The sequence below is a fragment of the Nannocystis bainbridge genome, assembly GCF_028368995.1.
Classification (GTDB): domain Bacteria; phylum Myxococcota_A; class Polyangia; order Nannocystales; family Nannocystaceae; genus Nannocystis; species Nannocystis bainbridge.
Window position 1 is genome coordinate 291,744 of the sequence record NZ_JAQNDL010000004.1, and the last position, 22,324, is coordinate 314,067.

A 22,324-nucleotide genomic window follows, 5' to 3' on the forward strand; every position below is an offset into this window, starting at 1 on the left:
GATCAGTCGCGCGCGGCCGTCAGGTAGTACTGCCACGGGGTCGGGGAGGTGAGCACCACCTTCGAGCGGTAGTCGCTCGCGGTGATCGAGGTGCTGGTGTACACGACCCACTCGTTGGGGGTCATGGAGATGCTCGTGCCCGAGACCACGCCCCACACGTTGGCCAGCGACTCGACCTGGACCTGCCAGTCCCAGTCCTCGTTGCACGTGGTGCCGCCGAGCCACCGCTGACCCGCGACGCCGGTGTGGGCGTACGCGAGGGAGGCGCTGGCGTAGCTCGAGGCGCAGGCGTCATACCCGCCCTGGTTGGCGTCGATGTCCGGGCAGAAGGCTTGCGACCAGGCGTAACAAGTGACGGTGACGTGCAGCCCGTCGACGGTCTGGGCGAACAGCGGCTCGGGGGCGCGGGCGGCGAAGGCCTCGACCGCCGCGGGGACCAGCGCGCCTTGCTCGAGCCGGAACGCGCGCGGGGTCGGGGAGGCGGCGAGCCGGGCGTGGTCCTCCCACAGCCGCGCCGGGGCGTCGTTCTCGGGCGCGAGCGCCAGGTACAGCTCGAGCGGCGTCAGCTCGAGCGAGTGCACCGCCTCGGCGAAGCGCGGGATCCCGAGCGCCAGCATGCCGATGCCGCCGTCGGCGATCGAGACCCGCTCGTCGACGAAGCGCACGCGCACGCCTTCGGCCAGGACGAGCTCGTCGAGGATGGCGTCGGCGTCGTCGGCGTCGGCGACGAGCGCCTCGTCGGCGACGGCATCGGCCGCTTCGACGACTTCGGGGCCGCTGTCCACGTCACACGCCATTGTCGTCAGCGCGCCGAGAGCCATCAATGTCAGGGTGTATGCATTCGTCCGATTGGTCTTCATGATCGTAGGTCCGTCGTTCGCGGTGCATCGAACGCGGTCGGCGCGGGACATCCGCGCTGGGCTCGTCGATGCTTCCATGGACGGAGCTCGCATCAGCAAGCGACGGGCCCGCGAATTTGTCGTGGAGTTCCGCGAACCGGCGGCGCGGAGTCAGCGCGGGAGCCCCCTCGCTGCCCCGGGGTGCCCCGGGGTGCCCCATGGGGCCGCGGGCGCGCCCTTGCGAGCGACGAATGCCCTCACTCGGCGGCGCGCTGGAACGCGGGCCGCTGGCGCAGGCGGGCCAGGTAGGCCTCGGCGACCGTGGCTCCGCGCAGCTGGCCGCAGGTGTCGGCCCATTCGAGCAGGCCGCCGAGGACGATGTCGGCGACCGTGAATTGCTCGCCGAGGATCCAGCCGCCGGCGATGCGATCGCCGACGAGGTCGAGGTAGCGGCGCAGGGCGGCCCGCTCGTCGTCGGTGGCGGTGCCGCGGCGCAGCTCGGGCGGGCGCGGGAAGGCGCGCAGGTAGGGGCCGTGCACGACGCTGTCGAGGTTCGTCATGCTGAAGAGGATCCATTGATAGTAGTGCGCGCGGGCGATCGTGCCCTCCGCCGGGACCAGGCGCCGCTCGGGGTCCTTCTCGCCGACGTACATGCAGATCGCGGCCGATTCGAGCACGACCTGATCGCCGTCGACGAGCGCGGGGATGCTGCCGAGCGGATGGACCTTGAGGTAATCGGCCGACTTGTGCTCGGCCCGCGCGAGGCTGAGGCGGACGAGCTCGTGCGGCAGTCCGGCCTCCTCCAGGGCCCAGCGGCAGCGAAAGGCCGAGGTCATGGCGGCGTAGTAGAGCCTGAGCATGATCGCAGGATACCCGGTTTCACGCGCTCGCGGGCGCGGCCGGGCCCGCGGCCGGGAGCTCGATCGTGAACACGGAGCCCTGTCCCGGGGTGCTGACGACCGAGACGCGGCCGCCCAGCAGCTCGCACAGGCGCCGGGTGATCGTCAGCCCGAGGCCGGTGCCGCCGGCGCGCCGGGCGGCGGAGCTGTCGGCCTGATGGAAGGCCTCGAACACGCGCTGGGTCTCCTCGGCGGTCATGCCGATGCCGGTGTCGTCGACGGCGAACACCATGCGCTCGCCGTCGCGGCGCACCCGCAGGCTGACGGTGCCGGCCTGGGTGAACTTGGCGGCGTTGCTGAGCAGGTTGAGCAGCACCTGGCGCAGGCGCACCGGGTCGCTGTGCATGTCGCCGAGGTCGTCCGCGACCTCGACGACGAAGTCGTTGGCGGCGCGCTGCATCAAGGGCCGCACGGCCTCGGCGACCTCGTGGACCAGCGGGGCGACGGCGAACGACTGCAGGCTGATCTCGAGCTTGTCGGCCTCGATCTTCGACAGGTCGAGGATGTCGCTGATGACCCCGAGCAGGTGCGAGCCGGCGCGCTGGACCCGGCCGATGTCGGCCTGCAGCTCGCCGTCGCCGCGGTCCTCGGCGACCTCGGCGAGCAGCTCGGCGTAGCCGATGATCGCGTTGAGCGGGGTGCGCAGCTCGTGGCTCATGTTGGCGAGGAAGGTGCTCTTGGCCCGGCTGGCCGACTCGGCGGCCTCGCGCGCCTCCTGCAGGCGGGCGACCAGGCGCGCGTGCTCGATCGAGGTGGCGATCTGCGAGCTGAGGAGGTGGAGCGTCTCGATGCGCGCGGGGGTGAAGGCGCCGGCGGTGACGCGGTTCTCGAGGTAGAGCGCGCCGAGCCGCTGGCCCCGGAGCACCAGCGGCAGGCACACCAGCGACTGTGGGCGCAGCTCGGCGAACACCGGGTCGGCGGCCAGCGCGGCGGCGATGTCGGGGTCGTCGAGGGTGACGATCTCGCCTGTCCGAAAGGCCAGGCGAATGGGGACCGCGGGGACGCGCGGGCTGGCCTCGAGCGGCTGGAGGGCCAGCTGGGTGCGGGCGTCGCCGTCGGCCGCGAACTCGCCGACGACGGCGAGGCCGTGGTGCTCCTGCAGCACGAGCACGCCGCGGCTGGCGCCGGCGGTGAGCACGACGATCCGCATGACGGTGTGGATCAGGTCCTCGAACCGCAGCTCGGCGGCGAACGCCTGCGAGGCGCGCAGGACGCTGCGGAGGTCGAGCTCGGCCTGGGCGGCGCGCGGGACGAAGGCGGCCATGGGCTCGAGCGCGGCGGCGTGGGGCAGCTCGCGCCGCAGCTGCGCGGCCTTGGGGTGCGCGCCCCAGCGGGCGTAGCGCTCGCTGGCGTCGCGCAGCAGCATCTGGCTGACGTGGGTCCTGCCGATCGCGGCGTAGTAGCGACCCGCGAGCTCGGCGGCGAGGGCGGCGTGCCAGGCGAAGCCGTGGTCGACGGCGAGGCGGAGCGCCTGGTCGTAGGCGACGCCGGCGCCGTCGTGGTCGCCGCACAGGCGCGCGCGCTCGGCCTCGACGAGGCGGGCGCGGTGCTCGTAGGTCTCGGGCGCGGACTCGGACCACTCGACGAGCTGCTCGTGGAACGGATCGATCCAGCGGCGCAGGGCCTCGTCGCGGGCGATCGAGCGGCCGGCGGCGGCGGCGGCGACGAGGGCGCCGAACAGCGGCAGCTCGGTGGTGAAGTAGAAGCCGTAGCCGGCCTGAATCCCGGGGCCGACCTCTTCGAGCAAGGCGAGCGCCTCCTCGGTGCGGCCGAACAGCACGCCGAGCTGGAGGCGGGCGAGGTAGTACCAGCGCAGCGCGAAGGTCAGGCTGTCGCGGCGCAGGCGCTCGCAGAAGGAGGTCTCGTCGAAGCCGGGGTCCGACAGGGCGTGCGGGGCGACGGTGTCGCCGACCAGGGCGGCGACGAATTGACGGGCGACGGTCAGCACGGCTCGCGAGGAGGCGACGCGGGTCCGCTCCATCAGCAGCAGCGCCTCGTCGGCCGCGGCCGCGACCTCGGCCAGCGGGCGCCCGAGGCTCAACATGGCGATGATCTGGTGGCTGCAGGCGAAGGATAAATAGTTGTAGTCGCCCGACTCGAGGCCGTCGCGGCGCGAGCGCTGGAGGTCCTCGACGACCTCGACGAGCGGGCGCGAGAAGTGGGTGTAGGAGGCGAACACGAAGCCGAGCCGGCAGCGCAGCTCGGGGCTGCCGCGGCGCTCGTTGAGCTCGCGGGCGAACCGCCCGAACGCCTCGGCCTCGCCGTAGCTGCGGCGCACGGTGGCGAGGAAGAAGCCGAAGATCACGTAGGTGAAGGCCGAGAGGTCGGTGTGGCCGTGATCGATGGTGATCCGCACCTGCTTGGTGATGAGCAGGGCGTAGAGGTCCGGCATCGTCATGTTGGCCGGCGTGAGCAGCTCTTGCAGGATCTCGAGCGCGGCCCGATGACCGGGGTCCTGCAGCGGCGGGGCGTCCATCAGCGCGAGGAAGGGCCGGCTCGAGAGGTCGTCATGCAGCGCCGACAGCTCGCTGGCGATCGCGGCCCGGCGCGCGTCCTCGCCTTCGGGCAGGTCGACGCCGAGCAGCCGCAGGCCCTCGCGCCCGGCCTCGATCGCGGCGTGGATCCGGCCGGCGGTGACGTGCACGGTGACGCGCAGCGCCTGCACGTGGGCTCGCTCGCGCGTGGAGAGCTCGCGGTCGGCGAGGGCGTCGAGGCAGGCGTCGGCGCGGTCGATGGCGCCGCGCAGGTACTCGCAGGTGGCGCGCTCGAACTGCAGATCGAAGCCGAGCGGATCGCCGGGGACCCAGGTCGCGACGTCGACGGGCGATACGCCGTCGGACGGGTCGCCGAGCAGCAGCAGGCCGCCGAGGACGTGGGCGAGCGCGGCGTCGTGGCTGGTGCTGGCGCGGGCGCGGCGGGCGGCCTGCAGGTGGAGCTCGGCGGCGCGGCGGCGCAGGGCGGGGTCGTGAAGGCGCGGCTCGGCGCGGCGGAGGTGAGCGACCCGATCGAACAGGACCTCGCTGGCGTCGCCGCCGTCGCGCGCGAGCAGGACGTGGGCGATGGCGAGGTGCAGCGCGGGGCGATCGTCGGGGTCGACCAGGGCGTCGGCGGTCTGGCGCACGCGGTCGTGGAAGAAGCGCATGAGGCCGGGGCCGGCGGCGGCGACGAGGTCGAGGTCGAGGGCGGGGCGCAGGCGCACGACGGCCTCGTCGCGGTCGCAGCCGAGGACGCTGGCGAGCAGGGCGAGGTCGAAGCGAGCGCCGATGCAGGCGGCGACCTTCAGGGCCTGCAGGGTGGGCGCGGGCAGCTTGCGCAGGGTGGCGCCGAACAGGTCGGCGACGGTCTCGGGCACGCTGGCGGCGTCGACCCCGGCGAGGGCCCAGGTCCAGGCGCCGGCGGCGGCGTCGAAGCGCAGGCGGGCCTCGCGGTGGAGGAAGCGCAGGTACTCGCGCACGAACAGCGGGTTGCCGCCGGTGCGCCGCAGCAGCTCGTCGGCGAGCGGGCGCACGGGACCGCCGCCGAGCACGTCGCGCAGCAGGTGCTCGACCTCGTCGACGCCGAGCGAGCCGAGCGCGACCTCCACCGGCGCCGGCGTGAGGCCGCGCAGCGCGGTCAGGTGGGCGTGCAGCGGCGTACCGGGCGCGGCCTCGTTGTCGCGGAAGGCCTCGATCAGCAGCAGGTGGCGGACCTCGACGCTGGCCGCCAGGGCCTCGCACAGGCGCAGGCTGGCGGCGTCGGCCCACTGCACGTCGTCGAGGAACAGCACGAGCGGGCAGTCGGCGGCGGCGAAGCAGGCGACGAAGCGCTGCAGGGTCAGCTGCAGCCGCTGCAGCCGCTCGCCGGCCGACAGCGGGGCGGGCGGGGGCTGGGCGCCGACGATCGCCTGCAGCTCGGGCAAGAGCTCGGCGATGACCGGCAGGCCAGGGCCGACGCCGCGCCGCAGCCGCTCGCGCCACTTCGCGACCTCGGACTCGCGGCCCGAGAGCGCGTGCCGCAACAGGCCGCCGAACGCCTGGGACAGGGCCGAGAACGGCTCGCTGCTGCGCTGCGGCTCGAACTTGCCGGCGGCGAAGCGGGCCCGCTCGGCCAGCTCGCCGGCCAGCTCCTGCACCAGCGCCGTCTTGCCGCCGCCCGAGGGCGCTGCCAGCAGGCACACGGCGCTGTCGCCCTCGCTCGCGCGGGTGAAGGCCTGCCGCAGCCGCAGCAGCGCCTCGTCGCGCCCGTAGAGGCTGTCGGGCAGGCGCAGCGGCGCGTCGCGGCGGGGCTCGAACGGGGCGCCCTCGGGGTGGGCGCAGGCGGCCCGCAGGTCGAGCAGCAATGCCGCGGCGCTGGCGTAGCGGTCCTCGCGGTTCTTGGCCAGCAGCGTGTGCACGATCGCCGCCAGCGCCGGCGAGACCGTCGGCGCCATGTCCTTCAGCGGCGCGGGCAGGCGGGTCAGGTGGGCGTGCAGCAGCTCGAGCGGATCGTCGTCGACGAACGGCGGGGCGCCGCTCAGCAGGGCGTAGAGCACCGCGCCGAGCGCGTAGAGGTCGGCGCGCGCGTCGGGCGGGTGACGCGTGCGGCCGCTCTGCTCGGGCGCGAGGAAGCCGATCGGACCCGTCAGCGCGTCGGCCGGCGCCGGCCCGATCGCGCCGGCCACCTCGGCGCGCGCGAGCTCGCCGAGCTTGACCGTCCCGCTCGAGTCGATCCAGATGGCCGCGGGGCTCAGGCCGGCGTGGATCGCCCCGGCCGCGTGCACGCGCACCAGCGTCTCCGTCACCGCGATCGCAAGGGCCAGCGTCGCCGCCTCGTCGCGCCAGCGCGGATCTTCGACGCGGACCGGCACCCCGGCGAAGGGCTCGTAGATCAGGGCCAGCCGCGAGCCGTGCCACTCGAGCCCGGGAGTCTGAAGAATGCCCGGATCGGCGAGCACCCCCGCGACGGCGTGCTCCCGCTCGAGCTCGGCGAAGACGCCCGCGCCGGCGTCGCCGATGGACAGCTTGAGCAGCATGAGCGTGCCGTCCTCGCGAGTGGCGCGTACGACCTGCCATTGCGGAGTCGCGACGAGCGACTCGACGACGCGAAATCCCGGCATGCCCAGGCGCTCTTCGGCTCGGCGTTCGTGCACGCGGAACCCCGATTGTGCCATGGAAGGCCCGCCCGCATGCATCGGCGGCGCGGCCGCCAGCAGGTTTGCCGGGCGGGGCTCACGGGGGCGCTACGGCCGAGCCCGAGGCGGGGGCGACGAACCCGAGCGCGCGTGGGCAGATATTGCTGTCGCATACGTCGGCCGGGGTCCCACCTGCGTGGCCCGATCGCGGCGGAGGTGCCCCGGTGGCGCGAAATGTGGCCCGCGGACGCGCATGGCGAATACGAGCGCGGCGCGGTTTGGCCCCGAATCGTGGCACTCGGGACTCGTTGCATTCATCGGCCCGCGGAGCGGGTGCATGCGATCGGCCGATCGCTACAGCCGGAGCACGGTGACGCCCTTGCCGTCGGCGACGCCGGCGACGAGGTCGAGGCGACCGTCGCCGTCGAGGTCGCCGGTGACGAGCAACCCGGGCGAGGTGTCGGCGGCGACCTCGAGCACGATCTCGCAGGTGAAGCCGCCGAGGCCGTCGCCGACCAGCACGGCGACGTCGTCCGAGCCGGTCGCGGCCACGAGATCGAGGGCGCCGTCGGCGGTGACGTCGGCGAAATGCCCGCCCGTCAGCGGCGAGGCGGTGGTGTAGAGGTCCGGTCGCTCGCGCCAGCCGTCGGCGTCGAGGCTGGTCCACACGTGGGCCCACCCGCCGAATTGGTCGGGGCGGACGATCGCCAGCTCGGCGGCGCCAGATCCGTCGAGGTCGGCCGCGAGCGCCGGGCCCCACACGCTGGTGTCGATCGAGAATTCACGCACGAGGCTCCACGAGGCGGCCGGATCGCCGCGCAGCAGCCTGAGGCCGAGGCGCGTGACCGTCGGCGTCAGGAGGTCGGGCACGCCGTCGTGGTCGACGTCGACGACGGTGGTCTCGAGCGCGTCGACGAGGTCGGGCACGAAGGTCTCGCCGGCGAACTCGCCGAGGCCGTCGCCGGACCACACCGACACGCCGAGGAAGACGCCGACGGTGACGAGGTCGGTGTGGCCGTCGAGGTTCACGTCGGCGGCGGTGACCGTCCACGGCGCGTTCTGACCGGTCAGCACCGGGCCCGGCGTGAACGCGCCGTCCTGGCCGAACAGCAGCACCAGCTCGCCGCTGTCGGGCGCGGCGACGGCGAGGTCGCTGTCGCCGTCGCCGTCGAGGTCGGCCGCTGTCGCGTGCATCGCCGCCTGCGGCCCGCCGACTTCGACCAGGGTGCCGCCGGTGAAGCTGCCGGCGCCGTCGTTGAACGCGAGCTCGATCGCGCCGCTCGCCGGCAGCGCGGCGAACAGGTCGAGGTCGCCGTCACCGTCGAGATCGGCGAGGCCGAACGCGCCGGGGTTGTCCGTGAGGTCCCACTGCGCGGCCCGGATCGGCTGCTGCGCGCATGACGGCAGCGCTTGCGGCAGATCGGCGACGCAGGCGCTGTCCTCGCAGACGTAGTCGTAGAAGCAGTCGTCGTCGGTGAAGCACTCGTCCCCGGGATCGGGATCCGGATTGCACCGCGGTCGCTGCAGTCCGGTGGCGTACTGGCAGCACGACTCGACGGGCACGCATTGGCCGGACTGACATTCGTGGCAATAGGAGCAGTCGGCGAACGACTCGCACTCGGGCGCGGGCCCGCCGGTGTCAGTGGTGTCGGTGGTGCCGGTGGTGCCGGTGCTGGTGGGGCCGGTGCTGGTCGGACCGGACGGATCGACGGTGGTGGTCTCGCCGGCGCTGCCGGTGTCGGTGTCGGGGCCGTCGGTGGTGGCGGGGGTCGGACCGCAGGCGAGCAGGCCGAGGCCGGCGAGCCAGGCGCGGTCGATGGCGCGCAAGGTCCAGGTGGGTAACGTTAAGCGACGCATGTTCGCCAGCGTCGCACGCGGCGGCGAGCGCGGCAACCACCGCACGATCGAGGGGCCGCGGGCGAACGGCGTCTCGCGCGAGAGGGGGCTTCCCGGAATCGCGTTCTGCGGCGCATGATGTCGGCGGACGCCGCATGACCGCCACGATCCACCGCACCTGGAAGTCACTCCTCCCGCCCGACGACGCGCACCCGTACCGCACCGGCGCCTGGCGGCCGCAGTGCAACGAGTGGGACGCCGACGACCTCGAGGTGGTGGCGGGCGCCATTCCGCACGACCTCGCCGGGCTCTACGTGCGCAACACCGAGAACCCGCTGGTGCCCGCGTTCGAGCGCTACCACCCGTTCGACGGCGACGGCATGCTGCACGCGATCCGCTTCGCCGGCGGGCGCGCCCGCTACCGCAACCGCATGGTGCCGACGCGGGCGCTGGCGCAGGAGCTCGCGGCCGGCGGGCCGCAGTACGCCGGCATCGCCGAGGATCCGCGGCTGTCGCAGCACCCGGGCTGGGGCGCGCGCGGCGGGATGAAGGACGCCTCGAGCACCGACGTGATCGTCCACCGCGGGCGCGTGCTTTCGACGCATTACCAGTGCGGCGACGCCTATGCGTTCGACGCCGAGACGCTGGCGCCGCTCGGCGCCGAGCCGTGGGTGCCGCAGGACACCGGGGTCTCGGCGCACCCGAAGGTGTGCGCACGGACCGGCGAGCTGCACTACTTCCGCTACGGCAAGGCCGCGCCGTACCTGCATTACGGGGTCGTCGACGGCCGCGGCGAGCGGGTGCACGACGTGGCGATCCCGCTGCCGGGCCCGCGCCTGCCGCACGACATGGCGCTGTCGCAGCGGTTCGTGGTGTTCAACGATTTCCCGATCTTCTGGGACCCGGCGCTGCTGGCCCGCGGGATCCACCGGCCGCGCTGGGACCCGTCGATGCCGTCGCGCTTCGCCGTGCTGCCGCGCCGCGGCAACACCGACGAGGTGCGGTGGTTCGAGGCGGCCGCGACCTACGCGCTGCACTTCACCAACGCGTTCGAGGCCGGCGACGAGCTGGTGCTCGACGGCTACGCCCAGCGCGACCCGATGCCGCGCCCGCAGCCGGAGCTGCACGGCGAGCACGCCTGGCTCATGCGCCAGGTCGACCTCGCCAGCCTGCGCCCGTCGCTGCGCCGCTGGCGGATGAACCTGATCACCGGGGCCTGCCGCGAGGAGGACCTGTCGCCGACGCTGACCGAGTTCCCGACGATCGACCCACGCGCGGCCGGGGTCCGCAACCGCCACGTGTGGTCGATGACGGCCCGGCCCGGGTGGTTCCTGTTCGACGGCATCCTCCACACGGATCTCGAGACGGGCACGGAGCGCCGCTTCGGCTTCGAGGAGGGGGTCTACGCCAGCGAGGTCGCGGTGGCGCCGCGCGGCGCGGGCGAGGAGGGCGAGGCGTGGGTGGTGACGTTCGTCAGCGATACGGTCCGCGATGTGTCGGAGTGCTGGATCTTCGCGGCGAAGGACATCGCGGCCGGGCCGGTGGCGCGCGTGCGCCTGCCGGAGCGGATCGCCAGCGGGACGCACGCGGCGTGGTGCCCGATGTGACGCGGCGATGAAGAGCGAGCGGTGACGCGGACGGGCGTCGAACTCGAGCGGTGGTTGCGACGAGCGACCCGAGCGAGCGGGTGACGCCGTCAGCGCTCCTGCGGCAGGTCGGGGCGCGCGCTCCACTCGTTCCACGAGCCGTCGTACACGCGCACGTCGGCGTGGCCGAGCGCCCGCAGCACCAGCCAGGTCACGCTCGCGCGCATGCCCGAGGCGCAGTACACCGCGACCGTCGGGCTCGTCAGCGCCCGCGCGTACAGCTCGCGCAGTTCGGCGTCGGATCGCAGGCGGCCATCGCTCGCGCGCGCCGCTTGCCACGGCAGGTGCTGCGCGCCGGGGATCCGTCCGGCCGCCCACTCGTCGTCGCCGCGGACGTCGAGCAGCAGCACTTTCGGGTCGCCCAGGTGCGCATTCATCCACGCCGCGTCGACGCGCAGCGCTGGCTCCTCCGCGCCGAGCGGCGCGTCCCCGGGCTGCGGCGCGCCGGGGTCCGAGCTCTGCGGCGCGCCGGCGGCGACCCACGCGGCCCAGCCGCCGTCGAGCACGTGCAGCCGCTCCGGCGCGTGCCCGAACGACTGCAGCGTCCACACCAGCCGCGCCGCCGACGGGCCAGCGTCGGCGTCGATGACGAAGACCTCGTCGCCGATGTCGATGCCCACCGCGCGCAGCGATGCCTCGAGCTGCGGACGCGGGGCGCGCTGACCCTTGACGCCGTCGACCTCCGCCCGCAGCGCGGCGACTTCGAGGTGCACGGCCCCGGGCGCGTGTCCCGAGCGATAGGCGTCGGCAGGTCGCAGATCGACGAGCACGTGGGTGGCGTCGGGGCGCACGCCGCGGACCTCGTCGACCTGCACGAAGGCCGAGGTCCCCGACGCCGCCGGCTCGACGGCGTCCGGGGGGCCGGCGGCGCAGCTCACGAGAGAGACGGCGAGGACGAGCGAGGCAGGCCGCATGCTCGCAGTCTTGCATGTTTTGAGTCCAGCCGTCGGCGGCCGCTGCCGCTCGTGGCGCAGTCGCAAAACACGAAGGTCCCGGGGCACCGTCGAGTCAGGGCATGAGGTCGAGCAGTGAAGCGGGACGCAGCGCCTCGAGCTCGTGGGCATCGAGCGCTCGCTCCCATAGCTGCATCAAGCCCATGTCGCCGGCGAGCGACCACGACCACGGCGCTCGGAGGTGGTCCTCGTCGTCGAGCCAGCGGGGCGCGAGGTCGGTGCGCGCGCTCGAGGCCTCGATGCCTTGAAGCTCTCCGTCGAGCCACAACTCGAGCGCCGCGTCGCCGTCGTCGCCGAAGCGGCGGACCAGCGTGACGTTGTGCCAGCGCGAGTCCAGCACGCCGCCCTCGTGAGGCGCAGGAGCTTCGACGGACCAGGCCCGGCCGGGCCCGGCATCCGCCCCGTCCTCGACGATCCAGCGCAAGCCTCCGTCGACCGTGACGAGCACGGCGAAGCGAGGGGCATCGCCGCACGCCCCGCTGGCGTCGGCGAGGAGCGGCTGTTCGTCGCGCCACCAGCAGTCGTCGGCGTACGGCTCGACGGGCCGCGAGAGCGTCGGCGGATCGATCGCCTCGAACCGAAGGTTGAGAGAAAAGCTGAACTCGCCGAGGCGCGTGCCCTCCGGCAATCGCACCGTGCTGGCGCATGGTTCGTCCCAGCGCGTGCAGTCATGCGCCGATCTCGGCTGCTCTTTGGCGAAGGATTGATTCTCTTCCATGAGAATGAATCCGACCTCCGGGATCGGTGTGCCGACCTGGGGTTCGCCGTCGACGGTGGGGGGCGCCGGCTTGGCGTTGGGCGGCGAAGGGGCGCCCAGGGGCGCCTGGAGGTTGAACTTCGTCTCGGCCCGGGACGGCGCGGTGGTTCGCACGGGGGAAGGTGGCGCGCGAGCGACGTGCGAGGCGACCGAGGTCCCGGTGCCGGAGCACCGATCGAGGGCGCACAGCTTGAAGGCCGCGCCTTCGAAGAGGAGCCGTTGCTCCGGGTCACCGCGCAAGAAATGATCGAGGAAGACGTGGCGCGCAGCGTCGCCGCTGTCGAGGTCGGCAGGGAACGTCACGAGCTCCGCCCGATTCCGCGGGCGCTTCGACGTGACGATGAGCTCGAGCGACTGCTCCTGCGAAGCCGCGTGGACCTCGGGATGCGCGCAAGCTGCCTCGGGCGGCCGCGGAGGCAGAGGGACCGCGGGCATGGTCGCCTGGGGAGCTTCCGCTCGCTGGTTCGCGGTCGTCCCCGTCGAAGCCGGGACCATCGCGGCCGCAAGCATCACCGGCGGCGGTGGGGCGAGCAACGCCTGGATGACCCCGCCTGCGACGTGGGCGACGGCGCCGAGCCCGACCGCGAACATCCCGACCACGAGCAGCGAGGTCGACGTGTGAGTCCGGGGGAGCGGCGCAGGCCTCATGCGGCTCGACCTCCGGGAGCGCGTGGACGCGGCGGACGAGGGGGAGAGCTGGATCTCGAAGCGTCGCGCGACGGCAGCGATGGCCGTGAACTGTCGCGGCCGCATGCGGAGCAGCTCTTCGAACAGCTCGCGGTCGACACCCCGGTGGTGGATCAGCGTGATGAGCTGACCGGCGACGCTGCTCACGCTCCCCCGACCGAGCGCGTGCGCGAGGTCGTCGTCTCCGCAGCGCTCCGCGAGCGCGCGAGCCATTCGATGCAGGTCTTGCGAAGCGAGGGTGGCACACAGCAGTCGCCGCAGCGCTTCGTCACGCGGCCGGGTCGGCGCTCCGGGGGCAGAGTCCTGCATCACTCCGGCATATAGAAAGCCCCGCAAATCAGCAATGGGTGCAATGCTCCTGTCATGCGAACGGAGTTATCGTCGGTATCGGCTTTTGTATGCGCACGTGCTGCAATCTTCGAATGAGGGAACTGAAGGCATGCACAGGGTTACCGGGTGGTTGCATGCGATGCACGAAAGATGCACGACCGCTCGAATCCTGCCACCACGACGCAATTCGGAAGCGCAGAAGCTGCGCATGGTTTGAGTCGCCGAGAAACGGCGGGACCGAACCCATACGCGCCTCGACCGCCCGATAGGGCGTTCCGAGGAAATCGGAGGAGTCCATGCGGCGCGCGCCGCGGCGACGCGTCCGGCAGTCGAGAAGGTCAGGTGCTTCGCCATATCGAGTCGACAGTGGGGGAGCGCGGCGCGCGAGCGCGGGCTGTGGACCGCAGCCTCGGTCGCCGGGCTGTAATTCGCCGGTAAGGATCAACCGGCCGCGCGCGAACCACTCATGGCTCGGGCCGCGACGATGGCCCGGCGCTCGGCACGGGCGTCGGGTCGTCCCTGCGCCCGGAAAGTCACGACCTGACATGACCCGTCTCATCGTCTCCAAGCTCCTCCCTCGCATCGCCTTGCTCTCCACTTCGCTCGCCATCGGCTGCGACGAGCCCGAGGCCGGCGAGACCGCCGATCTCGCCGCCGACCTGCAGGAGTTCGTCGTCGGCGCGCCGGTGGAGGTCTCGCTCGCCCCGGCCGACGCCTCGCCGATCACCCTCATCACATGTCCCGAAGGACAGGCATGCGGCGCCGAGCTGCCGGCGCCGGCCGCCACCTTCGTCACCCCGCAGATCGACGCGCGCCCCGACCTGCGTGCGCGGGTCGGTTACGCCGCGCGCAAGCGCGTGCTCGCGGTCGCCGACCTCGGCGAGCGGTTCAAGAACGCTATCGACATCAAGTTCGTCGAGGGCAGCGGGGTTCAGGCCCGCGGCGGCGCGCTGGTCCTCGATTCCGCGGCGCCCGCCGCGAGTCGGGCCGGCCTCGCCGAGGTCCAGCGGCTGCTCGACGGCCAGGCCCGCGCCGCCGCGGTCGCCATGCACACCGTCGATCCCGAGCTGCTGCGCGCGTGGAAACGCGACGGCGAGCGGGCCACCGGCGAGGAGCTGCCCGACCTCACCTTGTGGCAGCAACTGTTCGTCGAGGCCGCCGACGATCGCGCCTTCGTGGCGCTGATCAACGACCTCAATCGGCTGCCGATCGTCGAGCTGGCGAGCGCCACGCCGTTGCCGGCGGCGCCGCCCGGGCTGGCCGGGGAGGCCGCCGAGGCGTTCGCCGCCGCGGCGCGCGAGCACGATCGGCTGCCGTGGCCCGACGCCGAGCGCTTCACCGCGAAGATCGGCAGCACCACCGCCGCCGTCGGGCCCGGGCTCGTCGATCCGACCCCGCCGACAGCGCTGCTCGCGGACGACGACGACGCGACGCGCAGCGGCCACGCCGGCGCGCCCGCGACGCTCGCCGCTCCCGGAGCCGATCCGAGCGCGGTCGTCGGCGACTACCGACCGCTGCAGACGTACACCGTCTCGGCGCCGTTCGGGATGGACTTCGACTATCTGCGCAGCTCGTTCTGGAACGCCTGGGGCAACGGCTGGGGCTACACCGACGTCGAGTTCAACTGGAACCGCAACCACGCCGATCTCGGGGCGATCGCCGGCAATGAGGTGCTCGCCAACTTGGTGCCGACGCGGGTGTGGAGCGGCTGGCAGAACGTCGTCGATCACGGCACCGGCGTGGTCGGCATCCTCAGCAGCACCGACGACGCCGTCGGCACCACCGGCCTGGTCCCGAGCGCGACCGTGCGGCTGTCGACCGAGGAGAACGTGTGGGGCTGGAACCGCGTCGCCTCGATCACCGCCGCCGCGGCGCAGTTCTGGCCGGGCGCGGTCATCCTGCTCGAGATGCAGACGAGCGCCGGCTTCGACTGCAACTTCAACGGCGCGGCCGACGGCAACGACCTCGTGCCCGCCGAGTGGGACCCCGCGGTCAAGGACGCCATCCGCACCGCCGTCGCCAACGGGCGGATCGTCGTCGAGGCCGCCGGTAACGGCGATGGTTGCGACATCGGCCACTTCGGCTTCAGCGGCGCCTTCTCGGCCACCGATCCGGCCCAGGACTCGGGCGCGATCATCGTCGGCGCCGGCGTGCCGAGCACGCGCGCGCCCGAGGGCTTCAGCACCACCGGCGCGCGCGTCGACGTCCAGGGTCAGGGCTCGGGCATCGTCACCACCGGCTACGGCTCGCTGCACAACAGCGACGGCTACGACCGCGAGTACGCCAACGGCTTCAACGGCACCTCGGGCGCCTCGCCGATGATCACCGGCGTCGCGGTCGCGCTGTCGGGCGTGCTCAACTTCCAGTTCGGCTCGACCTTCGCGCCGCGCGAGCTGCGGGCGCTGCTGCGCCGCGTGGGCACGCCCCAGGGCCCCGGCGCGCACATCGGCCCGCGGCCCGACCTGCGACTTCAATCGCAGTACCTCACCGCGCGCCACGTCCAGATCCGCAACTCCGACTTCGACGGCGACGGCCGCGACGATCTGGTGTCGTGGCGGCCCGAGAACGGCACCTGGTACATCCTGTTCTCTGCCACCGGGCAGACCGCGTCGTACCAGTGGGGCCTGCTGGGCGACATCCCGGTGCCCGCCAACATGGCCGGCGACGCGCGGGCCGATCTGGTGGTGTTCCGCCCGGCCGACGGCACCTGGCACGTGCGCCCGTGGGACGCGCCGGCCTACTGGCTGTCGTACGGCCTGAACGGCGACATCCCGGTGCCGATGGATCACGACGGCGACGGCCTCGCCTCGCCGGCGGTGTTCCGCCAGGCCGTGATGAACGGGACCTCGCTGTCGCGCTGGTACATCCGCACCAGCGCGACCACCTCGACCACGTTCGACTGGGGCGAGCAGGGCGACATCCCGCTGACCGGCGATTTCGACCTCGACGGCCGCGACGATTTCGCCATCTATCGCGGCAACACCGGGACGTGGTGGATCTATCCGTGGACCGGGCAATGGTTCACGAAGAGCTGGGGCCTCCGCGGCGACATCCCGCTCGTCGACCGCGTCGCCAGCCGCGACCAGATCGCCGTGTGGCGCCCGAGCAACGGCACGTTCTATCGCATGAACCTGCAGACGAGCGCCAATTCGTCGGCGCAGTGGGGCGCCGCCGGCGACCTGCCGCGCCTGGCCGACACCGACGGCAACGGCACCAGCGAACGCATCTATTATCACCCGGAGACGGGCGTTTGGTACAACCTCGATCGCTGGACGGGCATCAGCTGGGGCCTGCCCAACGACGTGCCGCTGGCGCGCTGACGCGACCGCGCCGCTCACACGCATTCGGTTGATTGACGATCCATGACGCATGGGGCCTTGCAGGCGTCATTCACGATGAGCTCCAGCCCGCGCGCGGCAAGACGGCCGCGCGCGGGCCCTTGCCATTTGCATTGTCAGCAACAGACATGAGATGCAAGTCGAAGCGGCCGATTTCGTCGTTCGCCGCGGACCTTGCGGGCTGATGTCTGTTGCAATGTCAGCCACGCCCAGTGGAAGTGCGAGCGCGCATCGCCGCGTCGCGGGGCTCACGGAGATCGCCCGGCGACGTCGGCCGCTGCGCCCCGCTCACGCTCGAGGAACGTGCCAGCGCTTCGAGGTGCGTGCCCCTCCCTCGAGGCAGGCTCCTGATCTCGGTGCACGAGGAGGGCACCGGGATGGCTTCGATGACATGGCGTGAAGGACATGTCCAAAAGAACATCACCTGAGCGCCTCGCGGACGCGACAGCGCCGTTCGGCGCGAGCGGCTGCGCGCGGTCGCTCGCGCCGCCGCCGTCCCTTCGCGGCCGGGGCTTGCGGAACAGCTCGCTGACGGATCTCCGACAGGGGCGTCCCCGCTGACCTCGGTGCGGGCGGGCGTGTTAGGTTCGCCGCGCATGCGAAGGGCGCAGCGAGGGGGCGGCTGATGGGCGTCTTGCGCGGGCCTGACGGCGACCTCGAGCTGCCCGATCGCTGCCTTGTCGGCCGCTCGCGCGGCTGCGACCTCGTGCTCGCCGCCCGCGACGTCTCGAGCGAGCACGCGGTGCTGCAGTGGTCGGCGACGCACTGGGAGCTGCGGGACCTCGGCAGCCGCAACGGCTCGTACGTCGGCGAGGTGCGGCTCGGGCCGGGCGGGCGGGCGCCGCTGGCGGTCGGCGCGGTGCTGCGATTCGGCCGCGAGGCGGGGCCGTGGCAGCTCGCCTGTGCCGCCGGGCCGCGGGCGCAGGCGGTCGCGCTGGCCGACGGGGCGCGGCGGATCGCCGAGGGCGGCTATCTGGCGCTGCCGCACGAGACGGAGCCGCGCGCCGCTCTCTACCAGGAGGGCGACGGTCGCTGGTGGCTCGAGCAGGACGGGGCGACGCGGGAGGTCGACGACCGCGCGGTGATCGAGGCCGGCGGGCTGTGGCGCGTGCACCTGCCGCGGGCGGCCGCCGGCACGTGGGAGGACGGCGCGACGCTGCTGGTGGTCGCGCAGCTGCGCCTGCGCTTCGCGGTCAGCCGCGACGAGGAGCAGGTCGAGCTGGTGGCCCAGGTCGGCGAGCGCCGCCTCGACCTGCAGGTGCGCGCGCATCATTACCCGCTGCTGCTGCTGGCGCGTCAGCGGCAGGCCGACGCGGCCGCCGGGGTGGCCGCGGCGGAGCAGGGCTGGCTGCGGCAGGACGACCTGCTGACGATGCTGCGAATGAAGGAGGACCACCTGGGCGTCGCCATCCATCGCGCGCGCGCCCAGCTGGCCCGCGCCGGGGTGGCCGACGCCGCGGCGTTGATCGAGCGGCGCCCCGGGACGCGGCTGTTGCGGCTCGGAGTGGCGGCGATCGAGGTCGTGCCGCTGGCGTAAGCGCCAGCGAGCGCGAGCGTGACCCGCGGCACACTCTGCGAACGGCGGATGGCCGATTGTCGCCAGTTCCGCCGGTGCCAATCAGTGTGGCGACGCACCGGCCGATGCCTCGAGCGCGCACGGCGCCGTCCGCGGCCGTCGTGATTCGCGGACGTCCGACAGACCTGCTGGACCATGGTCACGTGTCCACCGCGAATCATGCGAGCGTCCGCGCCGGCGGGCCGTGCCGCGAATGTCGGCGCCGCGGGGCTGCTGCGCGCGCGCTGGCCCTGCGGGGCGTTCCCGAGCAGACGTCGACCGTCTGCGGCGCGTGAGGACAGGAAAAATCGCAAGTCTCTTCGGACATGTCCGATCTACCAGGTGCAATGTCACTGGTGACAACGACGCGGACGGTGCACCCGCGAGCGTGAGGTTCGGCGGCGCGCAATTGTCGACGCCCCGCTCCGCGATCCGCGACGATTGACAGCGAGCGAGCGCCGACCCTACGGTCCGACTCGTAGCCGTGGCAATCGCTCATGAGGCATCCGGGATGAGGAACGACCAGCGCGACGAACAAGCGAGGGGCGAGGCGAGGCATTTCGTGCTGGTCCACGGGGCCTGGCACGGGGCCTGGTGCTGGGTGACGACGGCCCGGCTGCTGGCGTCCCGCGGCCATCGGGTGACCACGCTCGACTTGCCGTCGCACGGCGCCGACGAGACGGCGCCCGCGTCGGTGACGCTGGACCACTACGCCGGGCGGGTGATCGCGGCGCTCGACGCGATCGAGGGCACGGTCGTGCTGGTCGGTCACAGCATGGGCGGCATCGTGATCTCGACGGTGGCCGAAGCGCGGCCGACGAAGGTCGAGAAGCTGGTCTATCTGACAGCATTCCTGCTGCCGAACGGCACGTCGCTGCTCGACGTGGCGCTGCAGGACGCCGAGTCGCTGGCGACCTCGAACCTGCGCGTCCGGGCCGACGAGGGCGTGGTCGACGTCAACCTCGACGCGGTCCAGGAGATCTTCTACGCCGATTGCGAGCGCGCGGACATCGACCGCGCCCGCTCGCTGCTGAAGCCGAACCCGCTGGCGCCGTTCGCCACGCCGCTGGCCCTGACGGACGCGGGCTACGGCAGCGTGCGCCGCTTCTACGTGTCGTGCGCGCGCGACCGGGCGATCTCGCCGGCGCTGCAGCGCTCGATGCTGTCGGCGATGCCGTGCGAGGCGGTCCACGAGCTCCACACCGATCATTCGCCGTTCTTCTCCAAGCCCGAGCGGCTGCACGACGTGCTGGTGGCGATCGCCCGCTCGTGAGCCGGCGGTGTCGCTGCGCTGCATCGATTCGCAGCGCAGCGCACGACGCGTGTCGTGATTGACGTGGTGCCATTATTCGCCACGCATGCGGTGATTGTCGCGATGCCATGATTGCCGCCGCGAATGAAGGTCGCGCCGAGGGACCGCGATTCATGGCATCGCGTCGCGCGGTGATTCGCGCCCTCGCGGGCACCGCCGCGCGTCGGTGCCCCGCCTGAGGGTGCCCGCGCACGCGCGCGTCGCTTGTCTCGTCGGCGGCGGGCGGCCATCATCGCCGCCACCCGTGGTCACGCCCTCGGCAGACCTCCCGGCCGCGTGCACCTTGCCGACCGAGCCCGGGAGCGACGACGGCGTCGCCGTGGTCGACGACGCCGACGCCGTGTTCGCCGGGCTCGGCCAGGCGCGCCGGCTCGGGCGCTACACGCTGCTCGAGCTGCTCGGGCGCGGCGGCATGGGCGTGGTGTTCAGCGCCTACGACGCCGGGCTCGATCGCAAGGTGGCGATCAAGTTCGTGCGCCACGGCCCCGACGCGCGCGCCCGGCTCATGCTGCTGGCCGAGGCGCAGGCGCAGGCCCGGCTGGCGCACCCCAACGTCATTCACGTGTACGAGGTCGGCGAGCACGGCGACCGCGTGTTCCTCGTCATGGAGTTCGTGCGCGGGCCCAGCCTGCGGACCTGGCTGCAGGCGCCGCGGCGCTGGCCCGAGATCGTGGCGATGTTCGTCCAGGCCGGGCGCGGGCTGTCGGCGGCCCACCAGGCCGGGCTCGTGCACTGCGACTTCAAGCCCGACAACGTGCTGGTCGGCGCCGACGGGCGCGCGCGGGTGCTGGATTTCGGCCTGGCGCGCCGCGAGGACGACGCCGCCGCGCCCGCGCCGTTCGCCGCCGGGACCCCGGGCTACATCCCGCCGGAGCGCTACGAGGACGGGGCCATCGACGCCCGCGGCGATCAGTTCGGCTTCTGCGTGGCCCTGTTCGAGGCGCTGTACGGCCAGCGACCGTTCGCCGGCGAGACCGCGGCGGCGCTGATGCTGCAGGTCGTGGCCGGCGAGGTCCGCGGGGCGCCCGGCGAGGCCAGAGTCCCGGCGCGGCTGCGGCGGGCGGTCCGCAAGGGGCTGGCGCGCGCGCCCGCCGACCGCCACGCTTCGATGGCCGCGCTGCTGGACGAGCTGCGCGAGGCGCTGCCGCGGCCGCGGCGGGCCTGGCTGACCGTGGCGCTGGTGTCGGCGGCGGTGACCTCGGGCGCGTGGGCGCTGCTGCTGCGCGACGACGCGCCGCCGGCCGTGTGCGCGCCGGCCGAGCCGGGATGGGGGCCGGGGCCGCGGGCGGCGGTCGAGCGCGCCTTCGCGGCCACCGGGCTGGCCTACGCTGGCGACGCCTTCGCCCGCACCGCCCGCCTGCTCGACGCCCACGCGGAGGCCTGGACGGCCGCGCGGCGGCGCGCCTGCGAGCTGGCGCTCGACGGTCCGGGCCCGCTCGACCGCCGGCGCGAGCGCTGCCTCGACCGGCGGCGGCGGGAGCTGACGGCTTGGATCGACACGCTGGCGCGCGCCGACGCGGCGGCGGTCGAGCAGGCGGTCGTGGCGACGGCCGAGCTGCCCGGGTCGGCGGACTGCGTCGGCCCGGAGGCGCTGCTGGGCGGCGACGAGCCCGAGCTCGCGGCGGCGACGGCGGCGGCGACGGCGGAGATCGAGGGCCTGCTGACCGGGGCGCGCGCGAACCTGCGCGCCGGGCAGTACGAGCGCGGGCTGCCGGCGGCCGCGGCGGCGCGCCGGCGCGCGCGTGGGCTCGGCCTGGGGCGCCGCGAGGCCGACGCGCTGCTGCTGCTCGGGCTCCTCCACGAGCACACGGGCGCCGGCGCGCAGGCGCAGGACAGCCTGGCCGCCGCGTACTTCGTCGCCGACGCGGCCGGCCACCGCGGCGCGCGGGCGGAGGCGGCGGTGCACCTGGTCCACGTCACCGGCGGACCGCCGCGGGCGCCCGAGACCGACGCGCTGTGGGCCCGCCTGGCCGAGGCCAGCGGGGCGGGGCTGGGCGAGGGCGCGCTCGACCTGCGCGCCAGCCTGCTGCAGCACCGCAGCCAGGCCGCACGCGCCCGCGGGGCCGTCGCCGCGGCCCGGGCCGACCTCGAGGCCGCCCTGGCGCTCGAGACCCGCCGCCTCGGCCCCGAGCACCCGGCCCTGGCCGCCATCCACGAGCAGCTCGGCGAGCTCGAGCGCGCGGCGGGGCGCGACGACGCGGCCCTGGCCCACCACGCGCGCGCGGTCGCGGTCGCCGAGGCCACCCTCGGCCTCGACCACCCCAGCACGGCCCGCCGGATCCTCGCGCGCGGCCAGGTCCACGAGCACCGGGGCGACCTGGCGGCCGCCCTGGCCGACGATCGCCGGGCGCTGGCCAGCTGGGAGCTCGCCTACGGCGACGACCACCCGCGCCTGATCTGGCCGGCGACCTGCGTCGGCCGGGTCCTGGCCAAGGCGGGCGCGCCGGCCGAGGCCGAGCCGCACTACGCGCGCGCGCTGGCGCTCGCGGAGCGCCACCACGGGCCCGGGTCGGCGCCGGTGGCGGCGGCGCTGCTCGAGCTGGCGGGGCTGCGGCGCGCGCTCGGGCGGGCCGGGGAGGCGCGGGCGCTCGACCGCCGCGCGCTGGCGATCCTCGACGCGACCGTGGGCGAGGCGCCGGCGCGCTTCGACCTGGCCGAAGCGCTGCTGGCCGACGGCGAGCTGCAGGCGGCCACGCGCGCGTTCGCGCAGGCGCGCGGCGACCCGAGCCTTTCGGGGTCCCGCGCGGCGCTGGGGCGGCTCGGCTTCGCGCTGGCGCAGGCCCAGGCGGCCGCGGGCGACGCCTGGCAGGCCCGCCGCCTGGGCGAACGCGCGCACGCGGACTACCGCGACGCCGGCGAGGGGCACGCGGCCGCGCGCGAGGAGGTCGCCGCGTGGCTGCGGCAGCCCGACGCGCCGATGCGGTGAGCGCTCGCGCAGCGAGGGGCGAGCAGGCCAGGCGAGCGTGGTCGCGGTGAGGTTGCGGCAGATCGGTGGCCGTGCGCCGACGACACCCGCTCTGCCGGATCTGCCACCGATGGGGCGGCCCGCGAGCCGGCCATAGGCGACGCGCCAGCCCGTGCAT

At 73.8% G+C, this 22,324-nt stretch carries 12 protein-coding genes; 6 read left to right on the top strand and 6 right to left on the bottom strand.

Annotated features, from left to right (window positions below; all coding sequences use genetic code 11):
- Positions 1-2 precede the first annotated feature (2 nt).
- The 4 genes from POL25_RS38580 to POL25_RS38595 all read right to left on the bottom strand — a co-directional run bounded on the left by POL25_RS38580 (position 3) and on the right by POL25_RS38595 (position 8,684).
- On the bottom strand, positions 3-785 hold the full coding sequence (locus POL25_RS38580) for a hypothetical protein (protein WP_272091400.1): 783 nt from the start codon (positions 783-785) through the stop codon (positions 3-5).
- A 311-nt stretch (positions 786-1,096) separates the two neighbouring features.
- A complete protein-coding gene (locus POL25_RS38585) occupies positions 1,097-1,699 on the bottom strand; it encodes a glutathione S-transferase family protein (protein WP_272091401.1) in 603 nt (200 codons plus the stop codon).
- 19 nt (positions 1,700-1,718) lie between these two features.
- Complete coding sequence (locus tag POL25_RS38590; protein ID WP_272091402.1) at positions 1,719-6,845, bottom strand: AAA family ATPase; 5,127 nt, start codon at positions 6,843-6,845, stop codon at positions 1,719-1,721.
- A 336-nt stretch (positions 6,846-7,181) separates the two neighbouring features.
- Positions 7,182-8,684, bottom strand: a complete 1,503-nt coding sequence (locus tag POL25_RS38595; RefSeq protein WP_272091403.1) for an FG-GAP repeat domain-containing protein — start codon at positions 8,682-8,684, stop codon at positions 7,182-7,184.
- A gap of 134 nt (positions 8,685-8,818) precedes the next feature.
- On the opposite strand from POL25_RS38595, the gene POL25_RS38600 reads away from it, so the two are divergent.
- Positions 8,819-10,270 (top strand): carotenoid oxygenase family protein, encoded by a 1,452-nt coding sequence (locus tag POL25_RS38600; protein WP_272091404.1) that lies wholly within the window; start codon positions 8,819-8,821, stop codon positions 10,268-10,270.
- 89 nt (positions 10,271-10,359) lie between these two features.
- On the opposite strand, the gene POL25_RS38605 is transcribed toward POL25_RS38600, so the two are convergent.
- Positions 10,360-11,223, bottom strand: coding sequence for a sulfurtransferase (locus POL25_RS38605; protein WP_272091405.1), 864 nt, complete (start codon positions 11,221-11,223; stop codon positions 10,360-10,362).
- Between the two features lie 94 nt (positions 11,224-11,317).
- Positions 11,318-12,454, bottom strand: a complete 1,137-nt coding sequence (locus POL25_RS38610) for a hypothetical protein (RefSeq protein ID WP_272091406.1) — start codon at positions 12,452-12,454, stop codon at positions 11,318-11,320.
- Between POL25_RS38610 and POL25_RS38615 the strand changes: the two genes are divergently transcribed.
- The 5 genes from POL25_RS38615 to POL25_RS38635 all read left to right on the top strand — a co-directional run bounded on the left by POL25_RS38615 (position 12,453) and on the right by POL25_RS38635 (position 22,167).
- Complete coding sequence (locus POL25_RS38615) at positions 12,453-12,641, top strand: hypothetical protein (protein WP_272091407.1); 189 nt, start codon at positions 12,453-12,455, stop codon at positions 12,639-12,641. The genes POL25_RS38610 and POL25_RS38615 overlap by 2 nt on opposite strands.
- Before the next feature lie 940 nt (positions 12,642-13,581).
- Complete coding sequence (locus tag POL25_RS38620; protein WP_272091408.1) at positions 13,582-16,356, top strand: S8 family serine peptidase; 2,775 nt, start codon at positions 13,582-13,584, stop codon at positions 16,354-16,356.
- 643 nt (positions 16,357-16,999) lie between these two features.
- Complete coding sequence (locus tag POL25_RS38625) at positions 17,000-17,911, top strand: FHA domain-containing protein (RefSeq protein WP_272091409.1); 912 nt, start codon at positions 17,000-17,002, stop codon at positions 17,909-17,911.
- 529 nt (positions 17,912-18,440) lie between these two features.
- The gene (locus POL25_RS38630; RefSeq protein WP_272091410.1) at positions 18,441-19,202 is read left to right on the top strand and encodes an alpha/beta fold hydrolase; all 762 of its coding nucleotides are present in this window, start codon (positions 18,441-18,443) and stop codon (positions 19,200-19,202) included.
- Between the two features lie 283 nt (positions 19,203-19,485).
- On the top strand, positions 19,486-22,167 hold the full coding sequence (locus POL25_RS38635; protein ID WP_272091411.1) for a serine/threonine-protein kinase: 2,682 nt from the start codon (positions 19,486-19,488) through the stop codon (positions 22,165-22,167).
- The last annotated feature ends 157 nt before the right edge of the window (positions 22,168-22,324 follow it).

Coding starts and splice junctions, on each gene's coding strand:
- POL25_RS38585 (WP_272091401.1), bottom strand. CDS start 1,699: ATGCTCAGGCTCTACTACGCCGCCATGACCTCGGCCTTTCGCTGCCGC.
- POL25_RS38620 (WP_272091408.1), top strand. CDS start 13,582: ATGACCCGTCTCATCGTCTCCAAGCTCCTCCCTCGCATCGCCTTGCTC.
- POL25_RS38600 (WP_272091404.1), top strand. CDS start 8,819: ATGACCGCCACGATCCACCGCACCTGGAAGTCACTCCTCCCGCCCGAC.
- POL25_RS38630 (WP_272091410.1), top strand. CDS start 18,441: ATGAGGAACGACCAGCGCGACGAACAAGCGAGGGGCGAGGCGAGGCAT.
- POL25_RS38595 (WP_272091403.1), bottom strand. CDS start 8,684: ATGCGTCGCTTAACGTTACCCACCTGGACCTTGCGCGCCATCGACCGC.
- POL25_RS38615 (WP_272091407.1), top strand. CDS start 12,453: ATGGTCGCCTGGGGAGCTTCCGCTCGCTGGTTCGCGGTCGTCCCCGTC.
- POL25_RS38605 (WP_272091405.1), bottom strand. CDS start 11,223: ATGCGGCCTGCCTCGCTCGTCCTCGCCGTCTCTCTCGTGAGCTGCGCC.
- POL25_RS38610 (WP_272091406.1), bottom strand. CDS start 12,454: ATGCCCGCGGTCCCTCTGCCTCCGCGGCCGCCCGAGGCAGCTTGCGCG.
- POL25_RS38625 (WP_272091409.1), top strand. CDS start 17,000: ATGGGCGTCTTGCGCGGGCCTGACGGCGACCTCGAGCTGCCCGATCGC.